Here is a 25508-nt window from a genome sequence, read left to right as displayed (position 1 = left end):
TTACATGATCCGGAAAACTGTGCCGCGGTTTTCCGAAGATCGTGCTCAAACATGACCTGACGCACGCTGACGATTCATCCTTATCGGATCGCGCTTTGGTGCGCGTGTGCCCCGTGCCGACTCGCACAGGTGGCGGTGTGGAACAGGCCGTGGCACTTCAGGCGTAGGCCACCCAGCCGCGGAAGGCGAAGCCGGTGTAGAACAGGGTTGGATCCGAGAATCCGGCCTCGCGCAAAACCGCTTCGTCCTGCGCGGGCGCGAGAATCTGGAGATGGTTGGTGACGGCATCCCGTGCGGCCACCGCCTGCTCCGGCTCGACGCCGGATGCCGCCAGGAAGGCGGAGTACCGCGACAGCCAGCGCGGGCGTTCCTCCTCGCCGTCAGGAGCGCTCAGATGGGCGACTACGAAGGGCGCGCGCGGCTTGAGGCGGCGGCGGACTTCGGCGGCGATGCGACGCCGTTCCGCGACGTCGACGAAGTGCAGGGTCAACAGGCAGGTGGCGCCATCGAACGGTCCTGCCGGGGCATCGTCGATATAGCCCTGATGAAGGTGTGCGCGCGAGGCGAGCGACCCCAGCGTCTGGCTGGCGAGCGCGAGCATCGCCTCCGAGGGATCGACGCCGTCGAAGCTCCAGGCGGGGTGCGCTTGCGCAAAGGCCTTCAGCTCCAGGCCGCCGCCGGCGCCGAGGACGAGCACCCGCGCATCGCCGGGGGCGCGTTCGGCCAGCAGGATCGCCGCCATGGTCTGCATGGCATCATAGCCCGGGACGAAGCGCCGCGGTCCCTCCGTGTATCTCGCCACGAACTGCGGATCGGAGAATGCGGCTTGAATGTCGGTCATGAATGTTGTCCTGCGAATGGAGCCATTCACGCGCGATGCGCGCTCATGTCGTGGATCTTTCGCGACCCTAGCCGCTTGCGCAGGTCCGCGCCGAGCATCGCCAGTGTCACCTCGCCGAGGCGCGACAGCAGCAGCGCCTCCGCATCGTGAAAGGCCTGATCGAGCGCGGCGTTGACCGCCTGCTCGACGAGGCAGCCCGGCGCCTCGGTCCGGTTGCCCATGGCCAGAAGCGATGGGCTTCCGAGCGCGGCGTAGACATCGCGCAGCGTCACCTTCGAGAGGTCGCAAGCAAGCGTCCAGCCGCCGCCATGCCCCTTCTCGGAGCGGACGTAACCGAGCTCGCGCAGCCCCGCCATGATGCGCCGGATCACCACCGGGTTGGTGTCCATCGCCTTCGCCAGGGTCTCGGAGGTGAACGGCCCAGGCTGCTGCGCCATGTGCAGCAGGACGTGGAGCACGCCGGACAGTCGGGAGTCGCGTTTCATGTAACTTTGTATGTTACATATTTGAGCGAAGGTCAAGCGGCCCTGAATGTCGATCGTGCCATGGTGCCTCAGTCCGAAATTATGCGGTGAATTTGTGCCCGAGCAGCCACCCCGAACCCATGTTCGAGGAAACCATGATAGGGCTCAGATCTGCCGGGCGCGGACTCCCGAATCGGCGCCGCATCCAAGGCGCGCAGCCGGCAATGGCCGACCCCTCGCCACTACTTTCCGTAATGATAGCGAGCGACTCCATCCCCCGGATATTTCGCAAGGAAAGCGCACAATTCAACTTCCGCGCATGCCGCGCCGTGCGATAGGTCTGTATAGACCAGTTCCCACCTGCGGCAAAATTCCAGCCCCCCCGCGTCAGCTACACTCCGTTCGCATCTCAATTCGTAGATTATAACTTCCTCGGCAAAGCCCTTCGGTTTGATCCGATCGACGCTGCGGAAGCAAAACTGGGATTCTGCGCGCCGCTTCACCGTCGAGCTGACCAGGATCGAAGTTCCGTAGCTCCTGTTAAGCCTCTCGAGGCGCGATGCCAAATTAACGGTCGATCCAAGTCCCGTGTAGTTCATGCGATCCTGGGAGCCTACATTCCCCACGACGGCATCACCTGTATGCAATCCGATTCGAGTTCGATAGACGGGCCATCCCTCCCGCTCAAACTCCGCATTCAGCCGCGCGTTTGCGCGCTGAAAGGCGAGCGCGGCGGCGCATGCATTCACAGCGTGGTTGGGATCATCGCCCGGTGCGTTCCACATGGCCATTATGGCGTCGCCGATGAACTTGTCGACGGTGCCGACGTGGCTCATGATCTCGTGTGACACGGCGGCGAAATAGCGCGACGTATACTGCATGACCTGAGTCGGATCGGCCCTTTCCGCAATTTCGGTAAAGCTCACGACGTCGGAAAACAGCAGGGTGACTTCCCTTCGCGTGCCACCGAGTTGGAGTGGCGTCCCCGTCTCGATCAGCCGTTCAACCAGCCGCCGCGGCACGAAGCGTGAGAATGCCTCAGTCATGGTACGCATCGTCGAAACAGAACGGCCGAGTTCGTCGATCTCGCGGATCATCGAGCGCACCCGCGGCGCAATAGACGGCTCGAATTTCTGGATCCGATCGGTTTCGGCGGCCAGGTCCCGCAGCGACTTGGAAAGCATCGAGCCTATGAAGAACACGATGGGAACCATCACCGCCACGAACGCGCCCGCAGTCATGAACAGCCGCCTGCGTTCGGATAGGATGCTCGCAAAGAACTCGTCGACCGGCGCCAGCACGGCAACATGAAGACTTGCCGGGCCTGCATTCGGAATTGGCTGGAATGCTGCTGCATAGCGCCGGCCCGCGGGATCGCTAAAGAACTGCTGCGAATTGGAATCGGCGCGCCAAGCCCTGATCGCCCGGAGCACGCCGGCCATATCCGTTTCGCGGAGGCGAGGAATGGTCTCAGAAGCCTCGCGTCTCAGCAGTTCCGACATTTGCGGATGGGCCAGGATACGATCCTCGTCATCGAACAGGAAGGCGGCAGCCGACGGCGTCAATTGTTCGCGCTTCAACAGCTCTTGCGCGACGTCGAGCAGCAGATCGCCCGCGATCACCCCGCCTCTTCCCTGCTCCAGTGGCAGCCGAACGGTGTAGCCCTGTTTCCCGGTTGCATAGAAAACATAAGGCCCGGTTAGCATACTACCGTCGCGACGCTCTGCGTCCTTGTACCAAGGCCGCTCGCGCGGGTCGTAGTCAGGAGGCCCCGGCATTTCCCGCACGGTCGCGAGCCCCTCGGTCAGAAATCGCCGCCGCGATCTAGTGCTGGCTGGATCCGACCTGGAGATCACAACAAGTCGAAAGGCGGCCGCGGCGGGTGCTTCCAGCCGCGCGCGTGCCTCTACCCCGAGGGTGTTGATCGCGTCCATCTCTATGAAGGACCCGTCGTTGTAACCGATATAGAGATTGAAGAGCTGGCTGTTGCTCTTGAGCATGGCTGCGAGCAACGCGTTGAGCTGAGGGTTGTCCTCAAAATCGGCTGAAGCGACCGACGGCAAAGCCCTCAGCGTGGCAAGATTCTCGCGTACTAGCCTCAACTGCGAACCAATGCGATCCGCGGACAATTCGGAAACTTTGCCGATGAATTTGCTGGCGGCAGAGTCCGTGGCGGCGGTGATCCGCGCAAAGCTCAGATATACAAGCGTCAGACCGATGGCGAGAACGACAACCACGAACAGCGAAATGATGGAGGCCTTGAATCCGACCTGAATGTTGCCGTTCTTCGAAGATGCCATCGGGTCTCCATGAGAGGACGATGCGGCCAGACCACTGATTGAGCTTCAGGATCCTGGCAGCTCGTTCACTACTTCCGCGCAATGGGCCTTGCCGACGCAGGCTCGGGCGCTGCAGCTGAAATCAGAAGCGAGAGCCAGGTATTCCAGCCCTCGGGTCGGTTCTGCGCCGCAAACTCCTTGTAACCCTTCAGATTGATGTAGCCTTGCATGTTGCCGACCGGAAACAGGAAGCCGATCTGCGGGCCGATACCTGCCACACGAGATCGGAAGCCGCCCAATGAAAGCGGCGCGCCGAAATCGTCGGTAAGCTGCTGCAGATAATAGCCGGCGACGCCAACCTGCAATTGCTTGGTGAAGAAGTGAGACGCGCCCCAGTCGAAATGGTAGTCGATTCCATTCTGATACTGGGTGGACGTGTTCTTGAAGTTGTAGGTCGCTCCTGCGAGCGCTGAGAATTCATTCCCGTTTTGCGGATTGAAGTAGGTGTACCCCGCCCCGAAATCGATCGCGCCATGGCCGAGGCCGAGGTTGGCAAGCCGGTTCGGATCGTAGTCGCCGACGGGGATGGCTCCTGTTCCGTAAACCATGAGATTGTGCACGCCCATATTCCATTTGAGCGCGATCTGCGGGATCAGATCAGCGTAGGATGTGAGCTCCTGGGTCCGGCTCAGAGCGAGCGTGTTGCCGGACGGGCCCGTCAAAGAAAGCGCAGCGGAAGCCTCACTTCGCCCGGCAACGCCGAGCAGAGTTGCGGACAGCTGGCCGCCGAGGACCGGAGTTGCAAAGACATAGGTCGGGCCAAACAGTCCGAGATCACCTGTCCCGGCGATGCCCACATCGACTCGACCGCCGCGGGGAAACGCGGCGCCTGCCCCCGAACTGACGTTCGTATGGTAGTAGATTGTCGCCCAAGACCATCCGGGCACACTCGGTGTCGCGGCGAGACTGCCGAAAAAGCCGGGAATCCAGAAGCTGACGCCGCTCTCGTCTGCGAATGAGGGCTCCGGTCGCGCCAGCAAAGCCGCACCCAGGCCAAATATCGACAAGAATATGCGCGCGAGCCGTCGATTGCGCTTCATGCCCTCTTCCATCAAGAAACGGTTGTCGTTGCCGACTCTACTTGTTGGGCTGGGCTTCCGGAAATTTCCATTTTCCGTTCAACCGCGGTCGGTAAAGCCGGACCATATAGTTCCAGCCCTTCATGATGGGCAGGCAATTGGGATTCTTTCCGTCGCAACCGCCGAATTGCACGGATACCGAATTGTCTTCGTTCTTTCGTGCCGTGATGTTGTTGAGCGAATAGGCGTTGTACTGGTTGGGCTCGAAATAGCCTTCCGTGTTGTACAGGCTTATCGACCAGAACCCGTCCACCGGCACGTCCTTCACGTTCAGCCTGTAGACGGTCGTGCCATCGTTACGGGCCGGGACGACATTGAGGTAGAGCGCCTCCTTTGGAGGATTTGCCCCCCAGCCAAGGGCAGCGCCGATCACGAAGCGGAGGGGATCGACCTCCGCCTTGCGTCCATACATCCGGCTCGTATCGGGAAGTGTGGTTCCCAGCGCCAGCAATGCATCACGCACCTTCTTCTGGCTTGCTTGGTCCCAGTCGGGAATCTCGAACTTCCCGGCCTGCTTTTGGGACACCTTGATCGCGTCCTGCAGCGCGTGCACCTCCTTGAGGTCCTGAGGATCGGCCGGATCGACGAGCGTTCGAACGGCGGCCAAAGCGTAGCGTGTGCCTACATCCTTTCGCGCAAGCGTGATCCTGCCTGGCTTGTAGAACACACCAAAGGTGTACTGGTCTTCGTCGATGACCTGTAGCGACATGAATCGCGTGCCAGCGTTCGGCAGCGTTATCGTGACGGGCCCGGCATCGAGGTCGAACACGGCGGCCGAATAGAGCGTGTCTCGGTTGAGACGGATGACAGTCTGCTTGTCCAGCGGCGCAGGCGAACGGGTATGGTCGAATTTTCCAAAACCACCGTTCTTCACGACGCCCCCGAAATACAGATCCGATTCCGCACGGGCAAAGTTCTCGGGTGTTACCAGAGCGGGCTTATGTTCTGCGGGGAATCCGCTTTGCGCCATACCGAACGACGCTGAGGTGATCATTACTGCAAGAACAGAAACACGGCCGATCCTCATGCCAATCTCCTTGCGCTCAGACGACGCGCTGCAACGGGGGCTGCTTCCATTGGCCGTCCAAGGCCTCTGCCTTGGGCCAATAGATGCGAAGCGTCGTCCAGAACGGTCCCTTCGGGCAGGGCAGCCAATTCGACTCGCGGTCCGGTCGGGGCGCTTCATTCTGAATGTGGAGTGTGTAACCGCCATCGGGATCGCGCTTGAGGCTGTCGAGCATCGTCGAGTTGATCAGATAGCGGTTGATCTTGTTGGCGTAGAGCAGGCTCGACGGCAGCTCGTACATCGTGAGGGACCAGAAGGCATTGGCTGGCGGCAATTGTCCTGACTCGAAGCGAAGCACGTAGCGGTTTGCACCATTGAGCACGCCGCCGTCTGCATCCCGGAAATAAGCCGGGTACATCGCCTCGTCCCTGGTATTGCCGTAGATGCCCAGCACGGCGGATGCCATCCGGGCCATGTAGTCGTTCTTCAGCATGGCCCGCGTCCCGAATCCGTCCGCCGCGGTGCGCTTGCCGGTCTCAACCTCCTTCGCCTTGAACTCGGCAAACGCCTTCCAGGCGTCCGCCATTCCGTCCGTCACGGCTTTGCGCATTTCGGGCGACAGGCTGCCTGGATCGAAGTTCTTTCCGGCCCCGATGTTCAGCCTCGCGAAGCGAGACATTAGAGATTTCTCGGACGGGTGCGTCGGACAGAACTGCAGGAGGAAGTTCAACAGGACGAAGAACTCGGGCGAGCTCTTTTGCTCGTCTTGCACGAGTGGTGCTGGAAAATGGGTTGCGGACATCGGGGGCGGAGCCGCTTGCCCGAGAAAGCTGGATAGCGTCTGGACCTTGTAGCCAGCCTGAACTCGTTTGACGCCATCGAGGTCGGCTGGGTCGAACAGCTGTGTCCGGTAAAGCACCAGATTGAGCTCGGTCTCGGAACGGATGATCGCCTTGATGCCTTTCGGCCTCTCGCCATGCCATCGTGGGCCGGCCAGCAGGAAACTTCCGGGATCGTTGCCCGTGGCGCGGCTTCCTACATAGGCGAAGTTGAACGTGTAAAGATCGATGAACTGCAATGAATAATAGCGCCTCTTCTCAACGGCGGGCACTGTCAGCACCAGCGGTTCGGCACGCAGGTCTGCGCCGAGCTGAGAGTACGGGGTGTCGGAATTGGGTGTCTGGATCGCCTTGTCGTCCGGGGTAAAGACGCGCGCTACGTTGTTGATTGCATTCCACGGCGCCTTGAACTCGGGATCGTCGCGATCGACGAAGTACGACCTCATGATGCGATAGTTTTCCAGCATCGGTACGCCGTAGATCGTCGCTTCCTTGGCAATAACTCGCGCGTCGCTCGGTGCAAGCGAAGTGGCCGCGGCGGCATTCGTGTTAGCGCCGACGGATATGGCCGCCGTCCCGAGTACAAAGTCGCGACGAGTCAAATCAGTTGTCATCACTCGAACCCTTCTCTTCCGAGCTGCAGGCGCGCTTGAGTTTAACGATCCCAAAATGCAAGATTGTCCGAAATCGGACAAAGGGTGAGCGCTTATGCAAAAAATATCTAAGGTTGAGTCCGAAAAAATCGCAAGCTCGTCGGGCTGGCTCGCCCGGGTCCCAAGCAAGTTCAGGGCAGACGTGCTGGATCATTCGGTATTGATTCAATTGAAAAAGGGAGAGGCGCTGTTTCACGTCGGCGATCCGCCCGGTGGAATTTACGGGCTCGTGGCTGGCACCATTAGCGTTAGTCTGGCGCCCCTCGATCACGCGCCGCGCTTGATGCTGCTCGGTATACCTGGCCACTGGACGGGAGAGGCTTGTTTTCTAACAAGGAAGCCACGACGAGGAGAGGTGAGAGCTGCCCTTGATACGACGCTGTTGCACGTGCCGCTCGATGCACTGGACCGAATGGCGGCGAAAGACCCCACGGTCTCGCACCACATCGCGCAAATCTTGATGATGAGCGTCGAAACTTTGCTGGAGGTCGTGCATGACTTGCAGAAGCCCCAGGCGGATCGTCGCATCGCCTCCGTCTTGCAGCGGACGATTAGAATTGGTGAAGCCCCTCTTCCCTTGACTCAAAGCGAGCTGGGCATCATGGCCAATGCATCACGCAAGCAGGTGAATGCCGCATTGAAGCAGTTCAAGGACGCTGGCTGGCTCACGCACACCTATCGCTCGATTGTTGTGAATGACGTCGATGCCCTTCGCCGATATGCAGAAGCGGAGATGAACGATTGAGCTTCGCGGCTTGCGGCCGACTTCCGCACTGCCTTGGAAACCCGACGTCTATCAACACAGTGAACCGGGATAGGAAGGCATTTTTGAGCGCGGTGCGGGCAAGGCAAAGCCTGCTGCGGTTATTGAACTCCTTCGGATCGGTCATCGGCTTGAGCGTCTTGGAGACGCCGAAGTCGTGCGCGCGCTGCACGACCGTCCCCACGACGACGCCGGGGCCGCCGTTCTCGCTGCCGGCCTATCGTGTTCAGGGCGGCGGGAGTGCTGCCGCCTTCGCAAGCTCGTCAGCGGGCACGGATCTGTTGGGTCGTACGAATACGATGCGGGAGATTGCCGCAATTTCTGCGTCAGGTCGGCCATCCTGACCAATGAGGATAAGTCCGGCCCCGCCATTGGCTACATTCAGAATGACTGGCTCGCCGCTCCACGTCTTGATCGGCTCCATTCCGATGATGAGAAATTCACCCATGGGCTGGTCTAGATACTGAAGCCTCAGTTGTGGACCGACCTCTGCAGCCGCAAGTTCAAAACCGAATAGCTGGGCACGCGCATAGATCGCAGCCAGATTGACAACTTCGGCGCTGAAGCCGATCTCGACCGCGGATACAGCGACGAGCTCGACGTCTGTTTTCGTAGAACCGACGACAAAGGCCGGTCGAGCGAGAATTTCAGCAGCCAGCCCTCCGACACCACAGCCTTTCTTGTCCAGCGCGTTACGGAGAGCGAACGAATCTACAAAAGTTCCCAGCGCAATCGTTTTCCAGGTTGGGACGTCGGCAGCGGATCTGACCGGCACCTGCGGCACGCCGGCCGAAGGAGCTTTCTTGAGTGTCAAATGGTTCTGCAGGACATCTCGTGCGGCGCATTGCGCCCGAGCTTCACTCGCGAGCTGGAATATGCACACCGCGCAGAGCATCGCGTAAGCAAGACGGAGGCTACGGTGCCCGCTCGTCGAACGATCATGTCGTACGCGGCAATCAACTTCCTGATGAAAAATTACGCCCATAGCAGCCTCCCTTGTGCAAGGCGCGCGCTTATCGACGACCAGAAAATTCCTTCAGTATCGTTCCGCCGGAACAGCTTCGGCCGGCAACGACGATCAAGTGCAGGACAGGCCTCGTTTGAAACGCCATGTCGGTCACATCATGGCTCCGGGGATGAAACAACGGATCTCGATCCGCGCCTCGCCGAGCGTCCAATCGTAGAAGGGCCAGACCATCGTGCGACCGGCGCGATTCGGCTCCTTGATCACGGCCTCGTCCGGTACGTCCCACCATTGGCTCTTGATGCGCACGCGGTAGTGGCCATCCTTCACCTCCCAGTCGGCGTCGGATAGCGCCGTGCCGTCGGCGCCGGAGCAGCACGGACCCCTGCCGCTTTTTAGGCTCTCGAACCAGCTGTTGAGTTCGGGGCGGCTCTGATCATGCGCGTGCGCCGCGAAGGACCATGCCGACAGTACGATGACCGCCCTGCTGGCGGTCGTCAGAATTGTCTTCGTCACTGCAATCTCCTTTAAGCAAGCAAAGAGATTTGCACCGCGACTTCCGCAATCAGAGTAATCGAACCAACGGGGATCGTAATATGAACCGCTTCACATAGCGCGCCAACTCCAGAACAGCTGGGTGGCTCCCAATCTTGGGCTGCATCTGGACAGACCGGTAACGGCGAACCGCTTGCTGGATCAGACAGGTATCGGAAGGTCTGTTGAGTGCACTTTAAGAAAAGCTCAACGCGAGCAATTCCAGTCCGCTAGACCCTGCGAGGCGGACCTCAAGGGGGCGAGCCGCAGCTTCGCCGATGGACCAGAGGCAGACTCAGGCAACATCAGCACACCACGCCTGCTCGATTGGTGAGGATCCGAAAGATCAAACGGCTTCGAAAGTCGGAATATCGTGCCGGCGGCAATATGGCCGCATGCTGAACAACGATGGCGATAGGGACTTCGACTACTTCTGCCGCAGCGCACGGGCGAGCTGATCTTCCAGCGGCTTGCGCAGGTAGGCGATCGCCGTCCGCACGCCGTTCTGGATGAAGGCTTCAACCGGCATGCCGGGCACCAAAGCCTTGCCGTCGAGCTTGGCGAGTTCGCTCGCGTCGAGGCTGATGCGGGCGACGTAGTAAGCCGCGCCGGACTGCGGGTCTTTGGTCAGGTCGGCGGCGATCCGCGTCAGCGTGCCGTCGAGCTCGGGGGTCACGGCGGCGTCGAACGCACTGAAGCGGAGCTTGGCGGATTGCCCGACCTTGATCCGGTCGATCATTTGTGGATCGACCCGGGCTTCGACCACAAGCGAATCCTTCGGCACGATCAGCATCAGCTGTTCGCCCGCGGTGATCACGCCACCGACGGTGAAGACCGACTTCTGGTGGATCAGACCGTCTTGCGGCGCGCGCAATACCACGCGATCGAGCTGGTCCATCGCGGCGATGCGGCGTTCGCCGAGATCGGCAAGCTTGGTCTCGACCTCGCGCAGTTCGGTCGCGACCTCGCGGCGCTGGTCCTGAACCAGCTGGATGATCTGCAGTTCGGTTTCGGTGATCCGCCCCTTGGCGCGTGCGATCTCGGCGATCAGCTGGCCTTCCTCGCCGGTCAGGCGGGAGGCCTCGCGCTCGAGCGCAGTGAGGCGCGCATAGGGGACCAGCCGCTTTTCGTACAGCTGGCGGACGCCCTCCAGCTCGGTGTCGATCCAGCGGATCTGTTCGCGCTTCGACGCGATCTGCGCCTCCAGGCCGCGGATCTCGTCCGCGATCTGCGCCTTGCGTTCGCGCAGCTGCGATTGCTGGCCGCTGATCGCCTCGCGCCGCCGGGCGAACAGCGTCGTCTCGCCCTCGATCATCTCCGCGATCGCGCCGATGGCGCTGCGCGCGGTGATCTCGCCGGGCAGCGCCACCGCGTCGCGGCCGTTCTGCTCGGACTGCAGCCGGGCGCGACGCACCCCAAGCTGGTTGAGCTGATTTTCGATCAGCGCAAGGTTGGCGCGCGACAGCGTCTCGTCGAGGCGGACCAGTATGTCGCCGGCCCGAACCTGATCGCCGTCGTTGACGTAGATTCCGGCGACCACGCCGCCGGTCGGGTGCTGAACCCGGCGGACGTTGCTGTCGACCACCACCTGCGCCGGCGCGATCACGGCGCTGGCGAGCGGCGCGGTCATCGCCCAAACGCCGGCGGTGGACACCACGATCGCCAGCGTGCCGATTCCGAGTCCGGTGACGCGCCGGATATCGCGAAACGGATCGCTGCGACGAGTTTCGGGCGTGCGGAGTGCGGTCATATGGAGGTCCTCAACTGGCGGCTGCGGCCGGAACCGAGCGCGCATCGGGCACCGCCTGCAGCGCCGCGCCGCCCGGCGCCGGATGAGCGGCAAGCGATTTGCGCAGCACTTCGTCCTTCGGGCCGAACGCCTGCACCTGGCCGGTCGCCAGCGTCAGCACGAGGTCGACCGCGGCGAGCGCCGCCGGCCGATGCGCAATGATGACGGCAATGCCGCCGCGAGCCCGGATACGCCGGATGGCGTCGGTCAGCGCGGCGTCCCCTTCGGCGTCCAGGCTGGCGTTCGGCTCGTCGAGCACCACCATGAACGGATCCTTGTAGAGCGCGCGCGCCAACGCGATCCGTTGCCGCTGGCCGCCCGACAGGGTGGTGCCGGCTTCGCCGATCCGCATCTCGAACCCCTTCGGCAGCTTCAGGATCATCTCGTAGGCGCCTGCCGCCTTCGCCGCGGCGATCACCGCCGCCTCGTCGATGTCCGCGTCGAAGCGTGCGATGTTTTCCGCTACCGTTCCGTCGAACAATTCGACGTCCTGCGGCAGATAGCCGATCATGCCGCCACGAATTTCTGCCGGCCACTGGTCGAGGGTGGCGCCATCAAGGCGGATCTCGCCGCGTGCGATCGGCCAGATCCCGACCAGCGCCCGCGCCAGCGTCGATTTTCCGGCGGCTGAGGGGCCAATGATTCCGACCGCCTGGCCGGCTTCAAGTGTGAACGAGGCGTTGTGCACGATCGCGGCGGTGCCGCCGGGGGCGGCGATCGTTACCTGCTCGACCGTGAGCCGATGGGCGGCGCGTTCGGGCGCGACGTCGGGATTCGGGGCGTCGCCGTTGCGGAGAGCGGCGCGGAGCCGTTGGCCCGCCTGTCGCGCGCCGAGGAACGGACGCCAGATGGAGATCGCCAGTTCCACCGGCGCGAGCGCGCGGCTGCCCATGATCGACGCGGCGATCATCACGCCGCCGCTGGCCAGCCCTTCGATCACGAGATAGGCGCCGAGGCCGAGCAGCGCCGATTGCAGCATGAAGCGCAGCGCCTTCGACAACGCGCCGAGCGATCCGGCGATATCGGCGTTGCGCTGCTGGGCGGCGACGAGATCGTCGTTGGCGGCGCCGATCCGGTCGATCAACCGCTGCTCCATCCCCAGCGCGGCTACGATTTCGGCGTTGCGCCGACCGGCTTCAAGCTGAACGCCGCGGATTGCGCCGGCACGCGACGCGTCCCGGGTCGGTGCCCGCGTCAGCACCTCGGAGAGCAGCGCGATCCCGAACAGCAGCACCGCGCCCACGACCAGCGTCCAGCCGAGATAAGGATGCAGGAGAAAGCAGCCGGCGAGATACAGCGGCATCCACGGCAAGTCGAACAAGGTCGTCGGGCCGAGCCCGGACAGGAACGATCGGACCGAGTCCAGATCATGGGACAATTGCAGGCCGCGATTTGCGCCGCCGCCGCGCAGCGGCCCGCGCAGGATGTTGCAGACGACCGGTTGCCACAGCGCCGCGTGCAGCGCTGATCCGATTCGGGTCAGAATGCGCTGACGCAACAGATCGAACAGCCCCTGCATCGCATACGCCGCCGCCACCGCGATCGACAGCGCGATCAAGGTCGGAATGCTGTGCGATGGAATGACCCGGTCATATACCTGCAGCATGTAGATCGAGCCGGTGAGCATCAGCAGATTGAGCACCGCCGAGAACAGTCCCACCGTCAGAAAGGCCGTTCTGCAGGAGGCGATCGCGACCGACGCGAGATCGCCGGAAGTGGGAGTCGACGCGGAGGACGTTGTTGCGGTCATGTTACTCAATTCAAAACGACGTCGGACCGTCACGGTCGGACGGTCGGCGTTCGTTAGCGAGGTTCAACGTCAGGCACATGACAAAGCGCGGTGTGCGTAACCGCGGGCCCATGGCAGCGAGGCCGCGACACCCTGCGACGAAACGCCGCTTTGGTTCGAAAGTTCGGCCGCGCAGGCCGGCACTCGAAACCTGGCGTGGTCGCTCCTCGCGGCGAGCTGATCGAGCTTTGGCTCGATAACTCATTGGCGATTGCTGCCGGCCGAGAGGTCGAGCGCGTCGCACGTCGCAAGACGAGTTCGTTGGTTCGCTCGGTCTTCGCCCGACTTTTCGTGTCGCGACTTCACCGGCCCGTTAAGAAGCAGTCACCGATCTGTTGTCGTCGGCGTTCTATCAACGCGCATTAACGATCCGTTAACCATCGGCCGTCTGGACCGCGCCCTTACGCATGCCGTGAGGCGGCGATCCGCGACGTCTTCTCTCGAGCGCTGGAGTGGCGATACATGTCGACGACCCCTCATGTCCTGGCGAATGGCGATTTCCTGCAGGATTGGTCCAATACCGGCCTTATCACGACCAACGATGACTGGTCGGGGGTCGCATCGATCGTCGGCTATCTCGGCAACGATGTCGTTTCGGCCACCGGGGTGGACGCGCGTACGGCGACCGGATCGTCGTCGGGAGATGTCGACGTCGTCGCCAACCAGACCAACACCGCCATCACCAACGGCGGTGTGGCCGAATTCCAGATCGCCAACCCGACGGTGGCGCTGAACGGCTCGAACAGTGCGGATGCTCCCAGCCTCGTGATCCATCTGGACGCCACCGGCCGCAAAGATGTCCGGCTGAGCTTCAACGCACGCGACCTCGACGCCAGCACGGACGACGCCGCGCAGCAGATCAACGTGCAGTACCGGCTCGGGTCGAGCGGGGCGTGGACCAACGTTCCGAGCGGTTACGCCGCCGACGTCACCACCGGCGGTGCCGCGACCCAGGTGACGCCGTTCGATCTGCTGCTGCCTGCCGACGTCGACGGCCGCAACGACATCCAGGTCCGCATTCTCACCACCAACGCCGTCGGCAATGACGAGTGGGTCGGCATCGACGACATCCGCGTCACCAGTTCGTCCGGATCGTCGATCGAAGCTCAGCACGTCGCCTTTGCGCCGGATTCGCTCACGGTGTCGCATGACGAAGGTAACAGCGGTCCGACCGTCTATCAGTTCACGATCGAGCGCACCGGCGGCACCACGGGCGACGTCGCGTTCTCGGGAACGATGGCTTCGGCGCAGACCGATGCGGCCGACTATGTCGGCGGCAAGCCGGTCAGCTTCAGCGGCAGCATCGCGGCGGGAGAGAGCTCTGCGGTCGTGACCGTCACCGTCGCCGGCGACACCGACAATGAGGCGAACGAGAACTTCACGCTGACGTTGCAGGACGTTTCGAATTCGGCGGACGTGACCACCACGATCGGCAGCGCCGCGACGGCGACCGGCGCCATCGTCAACGACGACGTCGGCATTACCAAGATCAGCGCGATTCAGGGCAGCGGTGCCAGCAGCGCCATGGTCGGCCAGACTGTGACCGTCGAAGCCATCGTGGTCGGCGACTTCCAGAACGGCGATGCCGACGCCGGCCGCAATCTCAACGGCTTCTACCTCCAGGAGGAGACCACCGATTCCGACGGCAACGTGCTGACCTCCGAGGCGATATTCGTCTACGGCGGCGCCACCGACGTCCAGATCGGCGACCGGGTCCGCGTCACCGGCTCGATCAGCGAATATTTCGGTCTGACCGAGCTCACCGCCAGCAACATTTCGGTCGTCCAGGCCGGCGCGGTGGCCGACGTCGACACGATGGCGGTGCAGATCGACCTGCCGTCGATGGGCACCACGCTGAGCCAGGACGGCGACTACCAGCCCGACCTCGAAGCCTATGAAGGCATGCTGGTCACGATTCCGCAGACCCTGACCGTCACCGAACAGTACAATCTCGACCGGTTCAACGAGATCAAGCTGGCGGCGGGCGAACGGCCCGAACAGTTCACGCAGGAGAACGCGCCCGACGCCGCCGCCTACCAGGCGTATCTGGTCGAGCTCGGTGCCCGCACCATCACGTATGACGATGGCCTGAACGTCCAGAACGCCGCGATCAACAACCTCGACGGCTTCGATCCGAACGACGACACGTCCACCACGCCGAACTACGGTACCGCCGACGCAGTCCGGATGGGTGACACCGTCACCGGCCTGACCGGCGTGCTCGACTATCAATGGGCCGGCAACTCCGCCTCGGGGGCGACCTGGCGGATCCGCTCGGTCGAGGATGGCGCCAACACCTTCGGAGCCGGCGACAATCCGCGCACCGATGCGCCGGAAGACGTCGGCGGCCGCCTGAAGGTGGCGAGCTTCAACGTGCTGAACTACTTCACGACGCTTGACAATGGCGGCACCACCGCGATCGGCGAAGCGCCGCGCGGCGCCGACAACGCCGCGGAGTTCGCGCGTCAGACCGAAAAGCTGGTCGCGACCATCCTCGATATGGACATCGACGTGCTGGCGCTGACCGAGCTGGAGAACGACTTCTCCGCTGCATCGTCCGGCAACGCGATCAAGTATCTGGTCGAACAGCTCAATGCCGTGGCTGGGGCCGGTACCTATGCCTGGGTCGATCCCGGCCAGCAGTTCGTTGGCGGTGACGCCATCGCGGTCGGCTTCATCTACGACACGACCGCGGTGAAGATTGCCGGCGGTACGACCGTCGAGATCCTCAACGACGCCGACCTGCCCGGCCTCGGCCTCGGCGGCCTGCTCGGGCAGAGCACGGTCGGGGCGGTGTTCGACGGCGAGAACACCAGCCGCAACGCGATCGCTGTGACCTTCGAGGAGCTTGCGACCGGCGAAACCTTCACGGCGATCGCCAACCATCTCAAGTCCAAGAGCGGTACCGGCTCCGGCGCCGATTCCGATCAGGGTGACGGCCAGGGTAACTGGCAGAACCAGCGCGAGCTGGCCGCCACCGCGCTGACCGCGTGGGCGGCGAGCGATCCGACCGGCTCGGGCGATCCGGACGTGATGCTGCTCGGCGACTTCAACGGCTACGCCAAGGAGCAGTCGACCGCGCTCATCGAGAGCGCGGGCTATGAGAATCTGCAGGACCGCGAGGACGGCGCCTATTCCTATGTGTTCGACGGCCAGACCGGCACGCTCGACTACGCCTTCGCCAATGCCAGCCTCGGCGCGCAGGTGTCCGGCGTGACCACCTGGCACATCAACGCCGACGAGGCCGACGCGCTCGACTACAACACCGACTACGGCCGCGACACCTCGATCTTCGACGACGACTCCGCGATCCGGGTGTCCGACCACGATCCGGTGATCGTAGGCCTCAATCTCGGGGAGCAGGAGCCGACCCCGGCTTACACGCTGCAGATCCTGCATGCATCGGACTTCGAGGCGGGCTTGAACGCAGTCGATCGCGCCGGCAACTTCGCGGCGATCGTCGACTATCTCGAGGAGACCTACGAGAACTCGATCACGCTGTCGTCGGGTGACAATTTCATTCCCAGCCCGTTCTTCAGTGCCGGCAGGGACGGCTCGCTGAAGGAGGTCTACGAAACCGCGCTGGAGACCTATTACGGCCTCGCTGCCGGGACGCTGAACATCTCGCCCGGCTTCGGCACCGCCGACATGGCGATGCTGAACATCATCGGCGTGCAGGCCTCGGCGATCGGCAATCACGAATTCGACGCCGGGACCAAGGCGTTCGCCGACATCATCAAGCAGACCGCCGGCTATCCCGGCGCGCAGTTCCCGTACCTCGCGGCCAATCTGGACTTCTCGGCCGATGCCAATCTCGCCTCCGTCTACACCGGCACGATCCAGGATACCGACGCCTACACCGGCTTCCCGCCGACGGCCGGTATCGGCAAGAAGATCGCGCCGGCCGCGGTCATCGAGGAGAACGGCGAAAAGATCGGCGTGATCGGCGCGACCACCCAGATCGTGCAGAGCATCTCCTCGACCGGCGGCGTCGAGGTGATCGGCGACAATGTCGATGACATGGCGGCGCTGGCGGCAATCCTGCAGCCCACCATCGACGGTCTGCTGGCCCAGGGCATCAACAAGATCATCCTGGTCAGCCATCTGCAGCAGCTCGCGCTTGAAAAGGCGCTGGCGCCCCTGCTGCACGGCGTCGACGTCATCATCGCCGGCGGCTCGCACACGCTGCTGGCGGACCAGACCGACGCGCTCCGTCCCGGCGACACCGCTGCCGACACCTATCCGATCGTCACCGCGAACGCCGACGGCAAGACCACGCTGATCGTCAACACCTCCGGCGAATACTCCTATGTCGGACGACTGGTGGTCGATTTCGATGCTGACGGCAACGTGATTTACACCGCCAACACGGCGGTCAATGGCGCCTACGCCAGCACGGAAGAAGTGGTCACCTCGCTGTATGACGGCAACACCACGGTCGATGTCGACAATGACGGCGACGTAGATGCCGACGACGCCGATCCGTTTGCCGACGGCGGCCGCGGCGATCTGGTCAACGACATCGCCCAGGCGGTGGGTGGCATCATCGACGAGCAGGACGGCAACACTTTCGGCAAGACGGACGTCTATCTCGAGGGCCGTCGCAGCGAGGCGCGCACCGAAGAGACCAACCTCGGCGACCTCACCGCCGATGCGAACCTGTGGTACGCCCAGAAGGTCGACCCGACCGTGCTGGTTTCGATCAAGAATGGTGGCGGCATCCGCGACTCGATCGGCTACGTCTATGCGGTCGGCGGCGAAGCGGTGGAGAGCCCGCCGCTGGCGAACACCAGCGTCGGCAAGGAAGCGGGCGAGGTGTCGCAGCTCGATATCGCCAACTCGCTACGCTTCAACAACGCGCTGTCGATGGTCACGGTGACCGCGGATCAGCTGCTCGAGGTGCTCGAGCACGCGGTGGCGGCGACCACCGCGACCGCGACGCCGGGCCAGTTCGCCCAGGTCGGCGGCATCGCGTTCTCGTTCGACAAGGATTTGCCGGCCGGCAACCGCGTGCAGTCGGCAGCGCTGATCGATGACAACGGCAATCCGGTGCTGGCGCTGGTCGCCAATGGCGAACTGGTGGTCGATCCCGACATGGCGATCCGGGTCGTGACCTTGAGCTTCCTGCTCACCGGCGGCGACGGCTATCCGTTCGCGAGCTTCATCGCGGCCAATCCCGCCTTTGCCAACGTCGTCAACCTGTCGCCGGACCTGGTTCCGGATGCCGGGCAGGGGGCGAACTTCGCCGCCGAAGGCACCGAGCAGGATGCTTTCGCCGAATACATGGCGGCGAACTACTCCGACACGCCCTACGATGTCGCCGACACCGACCGCGCGCACGACGAGCGCATCCAGAACCTCGACTATCGTCAGGACACGGTGCTCGAAACCGAGGCGCTGGTGCTGGTCGGCGACGACGGTGACGACGAACTCACCGGCGCGCTCGGTGACGACGTCCTCAACGGCCTCGGGGGCGACGACGTCCTCGCCGGGCTCGGCGGCGACGACCAGCTCGATGGCGGCGAGGGCGATGATGCCCTGTCCGGCGGCGCCGGCGACGACACGCTGCTTGGCGGTGCGGGCGATGACACGCTCGACGGCGGCGCTGACGACGACCGGCTGGCGGGCGGCGACGGTGACGACACCCTGACCGGCGGCGAGGGCGACGACGTCCTGATCGGCGGCGAAGGCTACGACACCCTGCAAGGTGGCGACGGCAACGACGAGCTGCTGGCTGGCGCCGGCGACACTGCTGAAGCCGGCGAAGGCGACGACCTCATCATCGTCTCCGCCGACGACGCCGCGCCGAGTTCGATCGACGGCGGCGCCGGCAACGACACGGTCAAGCTGATTGGCGGCGGCACGGCGGCACTGACCGCCACGCTCGATGTCGAAAACCTGCTGGTGGCCGCAGGCACCTGGTCGGTGGCCGGATCGGCATCGTACGACGCCGTGACGATCCAGGACGGCGCGACGCTGGCTTCGAGCCTCGTCGTGGACAACAACGACCACGTCGCCATCGAGGCCGGCGGCGCGCTCTCGGTGTCCGGCAACGCGATCGTCTGGCAGGGCGGTGGCAACGCGGTCATCGACAATGCCGGCGAGATCACGGGCTCGACCCGTGCGCTCACCACCACGGCGGGGGCGACGGGCTCGGTGACCCTCAACAACCAGGCCGGCGGCGTCGTGCGCGGCGCGCTGACCCCGGAACGGGCCGGTCACGCCGACGCGACCATCATCGTCAACAACGCAGGCGTGATCGAAGCGAGCGGCCGCGTCCTCGATTTCCGCACCTTCGACAACAACGGCGCGTCGGCGGTGATCAACAACCTCGCCGGGGGCGTCATCCGCCAGCACGGCAGCGATACCGACGTGATCCGCCCGGGCACTGACGGTGTCGTCAACAACTGGGGGACGATCACGACGGATCCGACCTTCGTGGGCGGAGGCGACCTGATCGACTTCCAGAGCGACACCAGCGGCAAGCTCAACAACTATGCCGGCGGCTGGATGGAAGCTTCGCGTCATGCCGTCACCGGTGACAATGCCGTCACCGTTCTCAACCTCGGCACCATGATCGGCCGCAACGGCTCGGCGGTGAATCTCGACACCGACGGAACCGAAGCGCAGAAGGCGTTCATCACCAACCACGGCGTGATGGAGGGCCGCTCGGCCGAACTGTCCGACAGCGACGGCGACGCCATCGATGTCGACGGTCTGGTGCAGATCGTGAACTATGGCAAGATCTCGGGCCTCGGCGCCGACGGCTATCACGACGGCGAGCCGAACGTCTCCGAAGCGATCGCGATCGGCGGCGGCAGCATCGTCAACAATGCCGGCGGCGAGATCTATGGCTACGGCCGTGCGGTCCAGGTCGACAACTCCAGCAACGCCAACGCGCTGGGGGTGACGACCATCGTCAACCACGGCCTGATCAAGGGCGACGGCCACGGTCCGGAAGGGGTCACCCCCGAGGATGCGGCGCGGTTCGATCTGCGCGGCAACGAGGCGATCAACCTGGTCGGCACCTATGCCGACAGCCTCACCAACAGCGCCACCGGTCAGATCGTCGGCGGCGTCTCGATGGGCGGCGGCAGCGACACGCTGAGCAATGACGGCTCGATCACCGCCACCGGCGGATCAGCGGTGAACATGGGCGAGGGTGACGATCTGATCGTCAACCGCGCCATCATCACCGGCGACGTCCTGCTCGGCGCCGGTGCCGACGAGCTGATCAACCAGAGCTCTGGCGTCATCACCGGCGACGTCAGCTTCGGCGACGGCAACGACAGGCTCGGCAACACCGGCAAGATCGTCGGCAAGGTCGATCTCGGCGCCGGCGACGACTTCGTCAACATCTGGATCGGCTCCGATATCCAGGGCCAGATCCTGCTCGGCGACGGCAACGATATCTTGATCTCCAACGACTGGATCTCGACCAACATGGAAATCGACGGCGGTGCCGGGAACGACGAGATTTACACCTCGTTCGGTAACGACACCATCCACGGCGGCGAAGGCAATGATCGGATCTACGCCAACCAGGGCAACGACACCGTCTACGGCGATGCCGGCAACGACGAGATCTACGGCAACGACGGCGACGATCTGATCATTGGTGGTGCCGGCGACGACACCATCGACGGCGGCGCGGGGGCCGACATCGCGGCCTTCTCCGGCGCGATCGACGGATACGCCATCACCCTCAACGATGGCGGTAGCATCACGGTCGTCGATCACGTCGGACAGGACGGGACCGACACGCTGAGCAACATCGAGAGTCTCGGCTTCTCGGACGGCTACTGGAACCTGGTGATCGGGACCAACGGCAGCGATACGATCGTCGGCGGCGTCGGCAACGATCTGGTGTTCGGCGGCGCCGGCGACGATATCTTCATCGGCGGCCATGGTCTGGATCGCTACGACGGCGGCGACGGCGTCGACACCATCGACTACAGTCACATCCTGTTCGAGCTGACGATCGACCTCGAGTCCGGGCTTGCCTACTATCCCGGCTATCTCCCGGGCGCCGACCATCTCGCCGGGATCGAGAACGCCGTCGGCACGGTGTTTGGCGACACGCTGATCGGCTCGGCCGGAGCCAACACCCTGAACGGCGGCCTCGGCGACGACCTGCTGATCGGCGGCGCGGGTGACGACGTGCTGCTCGGCGGCCTCGGCGACGACGTACTCCGAGGCGGTGCCGGTGACAACACCATCGACGGCGGCTGCGGTCAGGATATCTTGGATCTGTCCGATGCCACCGGTGCGGTCACGATCAACCTGGTGTCCGGCACCGCGACCGGCGCAGGCATTGGCACCGACCACTTCAGCGGCATCGAGGGCTTCGTGCTCGGTGCCGGTGCGGACCATCTCACAGGCGGCAACGGCGCCGACATGTTCGATGGCGGGGCCGGCAACGACGTCATCGCCGGTGGTGCCGGCAATGATACGTTGCGCGGCGGCGACGGCGACGACGGCGTCGACGGTGGCTCCGGCAACGACATGATCGAGGGTGGCGTCGGCAAGGACACGTTGAAGGGCGGTTCGGGTGTCGACGTTGTCTCTGGCGGCGACGGCGACGACAACATCGATGGCGGCTCCGAGAACGACACGCTGAATGGTGGTGCCGGGAACGACACCATCAAGGGTGGTTCGGGTGCCGACATCCTCGCGGGCGATGCCGGCAACGACATCCTGTCCGGCGGCTCGGGCGCCGACGTGTTCATGTTCGCCGCCGGGCTTCGGCAAGGACACCGTCACCGACTTCGCCACCACCGGTGCCTCGGCCGACGTGCTGCAATTCTCAAGCAGCCTGTTCGCCGACTTCACTGAGATGATGTCGCATACCGCGCAGGTCGGCAACAACGTCGTCCTGACGCTCGATGCCGACAACACGGTGACGCTGGCCAATCTGCAGATGGCCTCGCTCTCGGCAGACGACTTCCGCTTCGTCTGATCCATCGCGGACTGAACCGAACCACGGAACGCAACAGCGTTCCGTGGTTCTTCGCAAAAGATGCGGCGTCGATGCCTGCCAGAGCCTCGCTGCCAGCCTACCCTTGTTGCGCGCAGACTCCGATGCAAATGTCTGAAATGAGTCATTGGGCGATGCATCCGTCATTTCCGGTCAAGCCGTAATTGCCGTCGTCGGCATGATCCAATAGCCGACATCACAGCTGCAGCGCCGTATCCTCGCCTACATTGCTGTTCGCCAGCCGAACTTGCTTAAGACACGCATGATGTCAGCTTGGGTCACCTCTCGTCGGTTCCTGAAAAAACGGGGTCCGAACTCAATTTCTTTTGTTGGCGTGAGCCTCCCGCCCGTCTGTCGCGGAGCGATCGACCGGTGCTAGTCCATGGCGTCCGACGGAGAGGTGGAGCGATGACGAATATCGATCGACGTGGAGACGGCCTTCGGAGACAGCCGCTCGTCAGCCGGAGAACGCTGCTTCGCGGCGCGCAGGCCGGTGCATTGTCGCTCATGACTGCCAAGGCCCTCCCGCTCGTCGTGCTCAGACGCTGAACAAGACAGTCGACCACAAGATCAGGATCGCACCGATCTCGCTGGAGATCGCGCCCGGAAAGATCATCAAGACCACGGCCTACAACGGCACTGTTCCCGGTCCCGCGCTGCGGGTGAGGGAAGGCCAGCCCGTCCGGATCGAGGTCACCAACGATTCCGGCTACCCCAACTTGATCCACTCCCACGGCCTGATGATTCCGTCGGAGCAGGATGGAGCGACGGAAGAAGGCTCGCCGATCATCGAGCCCGGCAGATCCTTGACCTACGAATATGTCGCGAAACCCTCAGGGACCCGCTGGTACCACAGCCACGCGATGGCCATGACCGATCTGAACAAGAGCACCTATACGGGCGAGTTCGGATTCCTGATCGTCGAGCCAGCCGCCGGCGATCCCGGCGGCTACGACCGGGAGGTGTTGCTTGCCGCCCATCACTGGGACGGTCATTGGGTCAGTATGCTGGACATCAAGAAGGGGCCGCCGCCGGACAACGGGCTGGAGGTCATGTATCACGCGGCGACCCTCGGCGATCGCATGCTCGGCCACGGTGAGCCGATCCGCGTACGCGAGGGCGACCGCGTGCTCTTCCGGGTGCTCAACGCGAGCGGCAATATGGGGATCTCGCTGGCGCTGCCGGGACATCGCTTCGAGGTGCTGGCGCTCGACGGCAATCCGGTCCCGACGTCGGCGACCGTCGATGTCCTGAAACTCGACGTCGCCGAGCGCGCCGACGTGATCGTGGAGATGAACAATCCCGGCGTCTGGGTGTTCGGCTCGACGGAGGACGAGGACCGCAACATGGGAATGGGCGTGGTCGTCGAATACGCCGGCCGCAGCGGCGAGCCGACCTGGTCGGCGCCGGCGAAATCGAAATGGGACTACACCGCATTCGGGCGTCCCGATGTGCCGGCGGCATCGCCCGACGAGACGATCGGCCTCGAGTTCGAGAAAATTCCGGGCGGAAGGGGTGGTTACAATCGATGGACCATCAACGGAAAATCCTGGCCGGACACGAATCCGCTCTTCACGGTCGTCAAGGGAAGGCGATACCGCCTGGTGCTGAACAACAACAGCGGCGACGAGCATCCCGTGCACCTGCATCGCCACTCGTTCGAGATCACGAAGGTCGGGGACAAGCCGACGTCCGGGGTGATCAAGGACACGATCAGCATGCCGAGATACTCCACCGCCGAGGTCGATTTCGTCGCCGACGACCCCGGACCGACCTTCTTCCATTGCCATCACCAAGACCACATGGACGAAGGCTTCGCCGGGCTGATTGCCTACGCATGACGCGGTCGGCTATTTCCTGAGCGCTTCTGCGGTGAACTTGATCGAGACCCTACGCGACGCACTAAATGGTGCGTGAGCTTGTCCCCTCTTGTAAGGGTTTTCGCAGTCATTGTTGGACCACAACGGGCGATATCGAAGGCCGTCGGCTGAGACTGCCGGTTCAAGCCGTATTCCACGTCTCCATCGTTGCTCCGCAAACGGTCCATTCGAAGGTGCCGATGTCCCGGCTCGCGGCCATGGCTTCGGAGCGGTTATAAACAGCGCCGCACCTGCGCCCTCGATAACGAGCCCCAGCCATTGAGGTTTGTGCGCTCGCCGAGCCAGTATTGCCGGCCCTTGAACGTCCCGAACGGGTCAAAAGGCGAAAAGTTCGCCGGCACCAAATCCAGTCCGCTTCGCCCTTGATAGCCGACTTTGGCGCAAGCCCTTGGTCCGTCTGCTAGGGCCATAAGCGGTCTTCCGCCTACTTGCTCTTTCTCACCAAGTCGGTCAGCATCCGGATTGATACCGCGGCAGTGATTTTTCGCTTATCCCATAGAATTGGGTGACCAATGTCGGTCCATGAACATTGGCAAATGGACGCCAGCGCTCCGGAGCTTTACGAACGTTATCTCGTACCGGCTATCACTTCCCTATGGGCGAATGACTTGCTCGACCGCGTCGCGCCAGGCCGGGGAGATAGCATGCTAGACGTTGCCTGCGGAACAGGCGTCGTGGCCCGACTGGCGCAGCAGCGTGGGCATGCCGGACGCATCGTTGGAATTGACCTCAATAAGGCGATGCTGGCCGTGGCACGCGCAAAGTCTGGTTCTGTCGAATGGATTGAGGGCAGCGCACTTGATCTACCTTTCGATGCACGAAGTTTTGAGGTCGTGCTATGTCAGCTGGGGCTACAATTCTTCCCGGATCGGTCGCTGGCCCTGCGGGAAATGGTACGGGTACTGAAGCCGCGAGGTCGCGCGGGATTCAGCGTCTACAGCGCAATCGAGAAGACGCCGGCAGCGTACGCGTTTGTGCGGGCACTAGATAAATATCTAGGCGAAGAGGCTTCGCAAACTAAACGTTCGGAGCACCTTAGTTGCGATGCGCAGGAGATAGGCAGTTGGGCGAAGCAGGCCGGCTTCGATCTTGTCAACGTAGCCACCGTAACAAAACAAATCACGTTTCCCTCGATGCTGGATTATGTTCGCTTTCAGCTCACGGCGACGCCAATGGCTGGGCTCTTGAAGGGCAAAGATGCGCCTGAACGGGAAAATCTGATCACGTCGATTGCAGATGACGCCGCCTCCCACCTCGCCACCCCGATGCTGGCCGGAGACAAGCTAACGTTTCCGCAGCAATCATTCGTGGTGACCGCCTCAGTTCACTGAGGTCGGCTGCTTTGGGTCAAAGGCCGCCCTCGAGAACTTACCGGAGACGGTCAGCTCATCTCCCAGAGGCAGACATCGCGGCGTCTGATTGAGCGGCCACGGGGTCATTATCCGACATCAAGCGTTCGTGGATCATGTTGGCTAGACACCGTAACGCCACTTTAGAACGGCGACGGGCGAGGCTCAAAGGCATTGCTGGGAGGCCAAGCCAAAGGATTCGTCCACGCGTGGATGGGGTAAGCCACTCGTTCAATCAGACT

General features: G+C 63.1%; 15 protein-coding genes. 5 read left to right on the top strand and 10 right to left on the bottom strand.

Annotation, left to right across the window (positions count from 1 at the left end; genetic code table 11):
- Nucleotides 1-157: 157 nt before the first annotated feature.
- The 6 genes from ABIG06_RS09570 to ABIG06_RS09545 all read right to left on the bottom strand — a co-directional run bounded on the left by ABIG06_RS09570 (nucleotide 158) and on the right by ABIG06_RS09545 (nucleotide 7182).
- Nucleotides 158-841: a class I SAM-dependent methyltransferase gene (locus ABIG06_RS09570; protein WP_245454562.1), complete on the bottom strand. Its 684-nt coding sequence runs from the start codon at nucleotides 839-841 to the stop codon at nucleotides 158-160.
- A 26-nt stretch (nucleotides 842-867) separates the two neighbouring features.
- The gene (locus ABIG06_RS09565) at nucleotides 868-1326 is read right to left on the bottom strand and encodes an Rrf2 family transcriptional regulator (protein ID WP_124161619.1); all 459 of its coding nucleotides are present in this window, start codon (nucleotides 1324-1326) and stop codon (nucleotides 868-870) included.
- A 221-nt stretch (nucleotides 1327-1547) separates the two neighbouring features.
- Nucleotides 1548-3605 carry an adenylate/guanylate cyclase domain-containing protein gene (locus tag ABIG06_RS09560; protein WP_370135905.1) on the bottom strand — a complete coding sequence of 686 codons (2058 nt, stop codon included), beginning with the start codon at nucleotides 3603-3605 and terminating at the stop codon, nucleotides 1548-1550.
- A gap of 68 nt (nucleotides 3606-3673) precedes the next feature.
- A complete protein-coding gene (locus ABIG06_RS09555; RefSeq protein WP_370135903.1) occupies nucleotides 3674-4684 on the bottom strand; it encodes a SphA family protein in 1011 nt (336 codons plus the stop codon).
- Between the two features lie 37 nt (nucleotides 4685-4721).
- Nucleotides 4722-5750, bottom strand: a complete 1029-nt coding sequence (locus ABIG06_RS09550; protein ID WP_424578266.1) for a DUF1254 domain-containing protein — start codon at nucleotides 5748-5750, stop codon at nucleotides 4722-4724.
- 16 nt (nucleotides 5751-5766) lie between these two features.
- Nucleotides 5767-7182: a DUF1254 domain-containing protein gene (locus ABIG06_RS09545; RefSeq protein WP_370135900.1), complete on the bottom strand. Its 1416-nt coding sequence runs from the start codon at nucleotides 7180-7182 to the stop codon at nucleotides 5767-5769.
- Between the two features lie 94 nt (nucleotides 7183-7276).
- Here ABIG06_RS09545 and ABIG06_RS09540 point away from each other — a divergent pair, with 94 nt between their 5' ends.
- Nucleotides 7277-7966 carry a Crp/Fnr family transcriptional regulator gene (locus ABIG06_RS09540; protein WP_370135897.1) on the top strand — a complete coding sequence of 230 codons (690 nt, stop codon included), beginning with the start codon at nucleotides 7277-7279 and terminating at the stop codon, nucleotides 7964-7966.
- Between the two features lie 244 nt (nucleotides 7967-8210).
- Here the strand turns inward: ABIG06_RS09540 and ABIG06_RS09535 are convergent, their stop codons facing one another.
- From ABIG06_RS09535 to ABIG06_RS09520, 4 genes are all read right to left on the bottom strand, one after another.
- The gene (locus ABIG06_RS09535; protein WP_370135894.1) at nucleotides 8211-8969 is read right to left on the bottom strand and encodes a hypothetical protein; all 759 of its coding nucleotides are present in this window, start codon (nucleotides 8967-8969) and stop codon (nucleotides 8211-8213) included.
- A 132-nt stretch (nucleotides 8970-9101) separates the two neighbouring features.
- Entirely contained in the window at nucleotides 9102-9464 is a 363-nt protein-coding gene (locus tag ABIG06_RS09530) for a hypothetical protein (RefSeq protein ID WP_370135892.1), read from the bottom strand.
- A 445-nt stretch (nucleotides 9465-9909) separates the two neighbouring features.
- Nucleotides 9910-11232: an HlyD family type I secretion periplasmic adaptor subunit gene (locus ABIG06_RS09525; protein ID WP_370135890.1), complete on the bottom strand. Its 1323-nt coding sequence runs from the start codon at nucleotides 11230-11232 to the stop codon at nucleotides 9910-9912.
- Nucleotides 11233-11242: 10 nt separating this feature from the next.
- Complete coding sequence (locus ABIG06_RS09520; RefSeq protein WP_370135887.1) at nucleotides 11243-13021, bottom strand: type I secretion system permease/ATPase; 1779 nt, start codon at nucleotides 13019-13021, stop codon at nucleotides 11243-11245.
- A 501-nt stretch (nucleotides 13022-13522) separates the two neighbouring features.
- Between ABIG06_RS09520 and ABIG06_RS09515 the strand changes: the two genes are divergently transcribed.
- The 4 genes from ABIG06_RS09515 (at nucleotide 13523) to ABIG06_RS09500 (ending at nucleotide 25248) form a co-directional block, all read left to right on the top strand.
- Nucleotides 13523-21895 (top strand): ExeM/NucH family extracellular endonuclease, encoded by an 8373-nt coding sequence (locus ABIG06_RS09515; RefSeq protein WP_424578265.1) that lies wholly within the window; start codon nucleotides 13523-13525, stop codon nucleotides 21893-21895.
- Nucleotide 21896: 1 nt separating this feature from the next.
- Nucleotides 21897-22019 carry a hypothetical protein gene (locus tag ABIG06_RS09510; protein ID WP_424578264.1) on the top strand — a complete coding sequence of 41 codons (123 nt, stop codon included), beginning with the start codon at nucleotides 21897-21899 and terminating at the stop codon, nucleotides 22017-22019.
- Nucleotides 22020-22699: 680 nt separating this feature from the next.
- Nucleotides 22700-23878, top strand: a complete 1179-nt coding sequence (locus tag ABIG06_RS09505) for a multicopper oxidase family protein (protein ID WP_370124202.1) — start codon at nucleotides 22700-22702, stop codon at nucleotides 23876-23878.
- Between the two features lie 551 nt (nucleotides 23879-24429).
- On the top strand, nucleotides 24430-25248 hold the full coding sequence (locus ABIG06_RS09500; RefSeq protein ID WP_370135883.1) for a methyltransferase domain-containing protein: 819 nt from the start codon (nucleotides 24430-24432) through the stop codon (nucleotides 25246-25248).
- The last annotated feature ends 260 nt before the right edge of the window (nucleotides 25249-25508 follow it).

The sequence above is a fragment of the Bradyrhizobium sp. USDA 326 genome, assembly GCF_049739485.1.
Taxonomy (GTDB): domain Bacteria; phylum Pseudomonadota; class Alphaproteobacteria; order Rhizobiales; family Xanthobacteraceae; genus Bradyrhizobium.
Note: the sequence above shows the minus strand (reverse complement) of the source record. Positions and strands in the feature narration are given on the sequence as shown.

What these genes read in the sequence shown, in the direction of transcription:
- ABIG06_RS09570 (WP_245454562.1), bottom strand. Translation starts at nt 841, where the DNA reads ATGACCGACATTCAAGCCGCATTCTCCGATCCGCAGTTCGTGGCGAGA.
- ABIG06_RS09565 (WP_124161619.1), bottom strand. Translation starts at nt 1,326, where the DNA reads ATGAAACGCGACTCCCGACTGTCCGGCGTGCTCCACGTCCTGCTGCAC.
- ABIG06_RS09560 (WP_370135905.1), bottom strand. Translation starts at nt 3,605, where the DNA reads ATGGCATCTTCGAAGAACGGCAACATTCAGGTCGGATTCAAGGCCTCC.
- ABIG06_RS09555 (WP_370135903.1), bottom strand. Translation starts at nt 4,684, where the DNA reads ATGAAGCGCAATCGACGGCTCGCGCGCATATTCTTGTCGATATTTGGC.
- ABIG06_RS09550 (WP_424578266.1), bottom strand. Translation starts at nt 5,750, where the DNA reads ATGAGGATCGGCCGTGTTTCTGTTCTTGCAGTAATGATCACCTCAGCG.
- ABIG06_RS09545 (WP_370135900.1), bottom strand. Translation starts at nt 7,182, where the DNA reads ATGACAACTGATTTGACTCGTCGCGACTTTGTACTCGGGACGGCGGCC.
- ABIG06_RS09540 (WP_370135897.1), top strand. Translation starts at nt 7,277, where the DNA reads ATGCAAAAAATATCTAAGGTTGAGTCCGAAAAAATCGCAAGCTCGTCG.
- ABIG06_RS09535 (WP_370135894.1), bottom strand. Translation starts at nt 8,969, where the DNA reads ATGGGCGTAATTTTTCATCAGGAAGTTGATTGCCGCGTACGACATGAT.
- ABIG06_RS09525 (WP_370135890.1), bottom strand. Translation starts at nt 11,232, where the DNA reads ATGACCGCACTCCGCACGCCCGAAACTCGTCGCAGCGATCCGTTTCGC.
- ABIG06_RS09520 (WP_370135887.1), bottom strand. Translation starts at nt 13,021, where the DNA reads ATGACCGCAACAACGTCCTCCGCGTCGACTCCCACTTCCGGCGATCTC.
- ABIG06_RS09515 (WP_424578265.1), top strand. Translation starts at nt 13,523, where the DNA reads ATGTCGACGACCCCTCATGTCCTGGCGAATGGCGATTTCCTGCAGGAT.
- ABIG06_RS09510 (WP_424578264.1), top strand. Translation starts at nt 21,897, where the DNA reads ATGATGTCGCATACCGCGCAGGTCGGCAACAACGTCGTCCTGACGCTC.
- ABIG06_RS09500 (WP_370135883.1), top strand. Translation starts at nt 24,430, where the DNA reads ATGTCGGTCCATGAACATTGGCAAATGGACGCCAGCGCTCCGGAGCTT.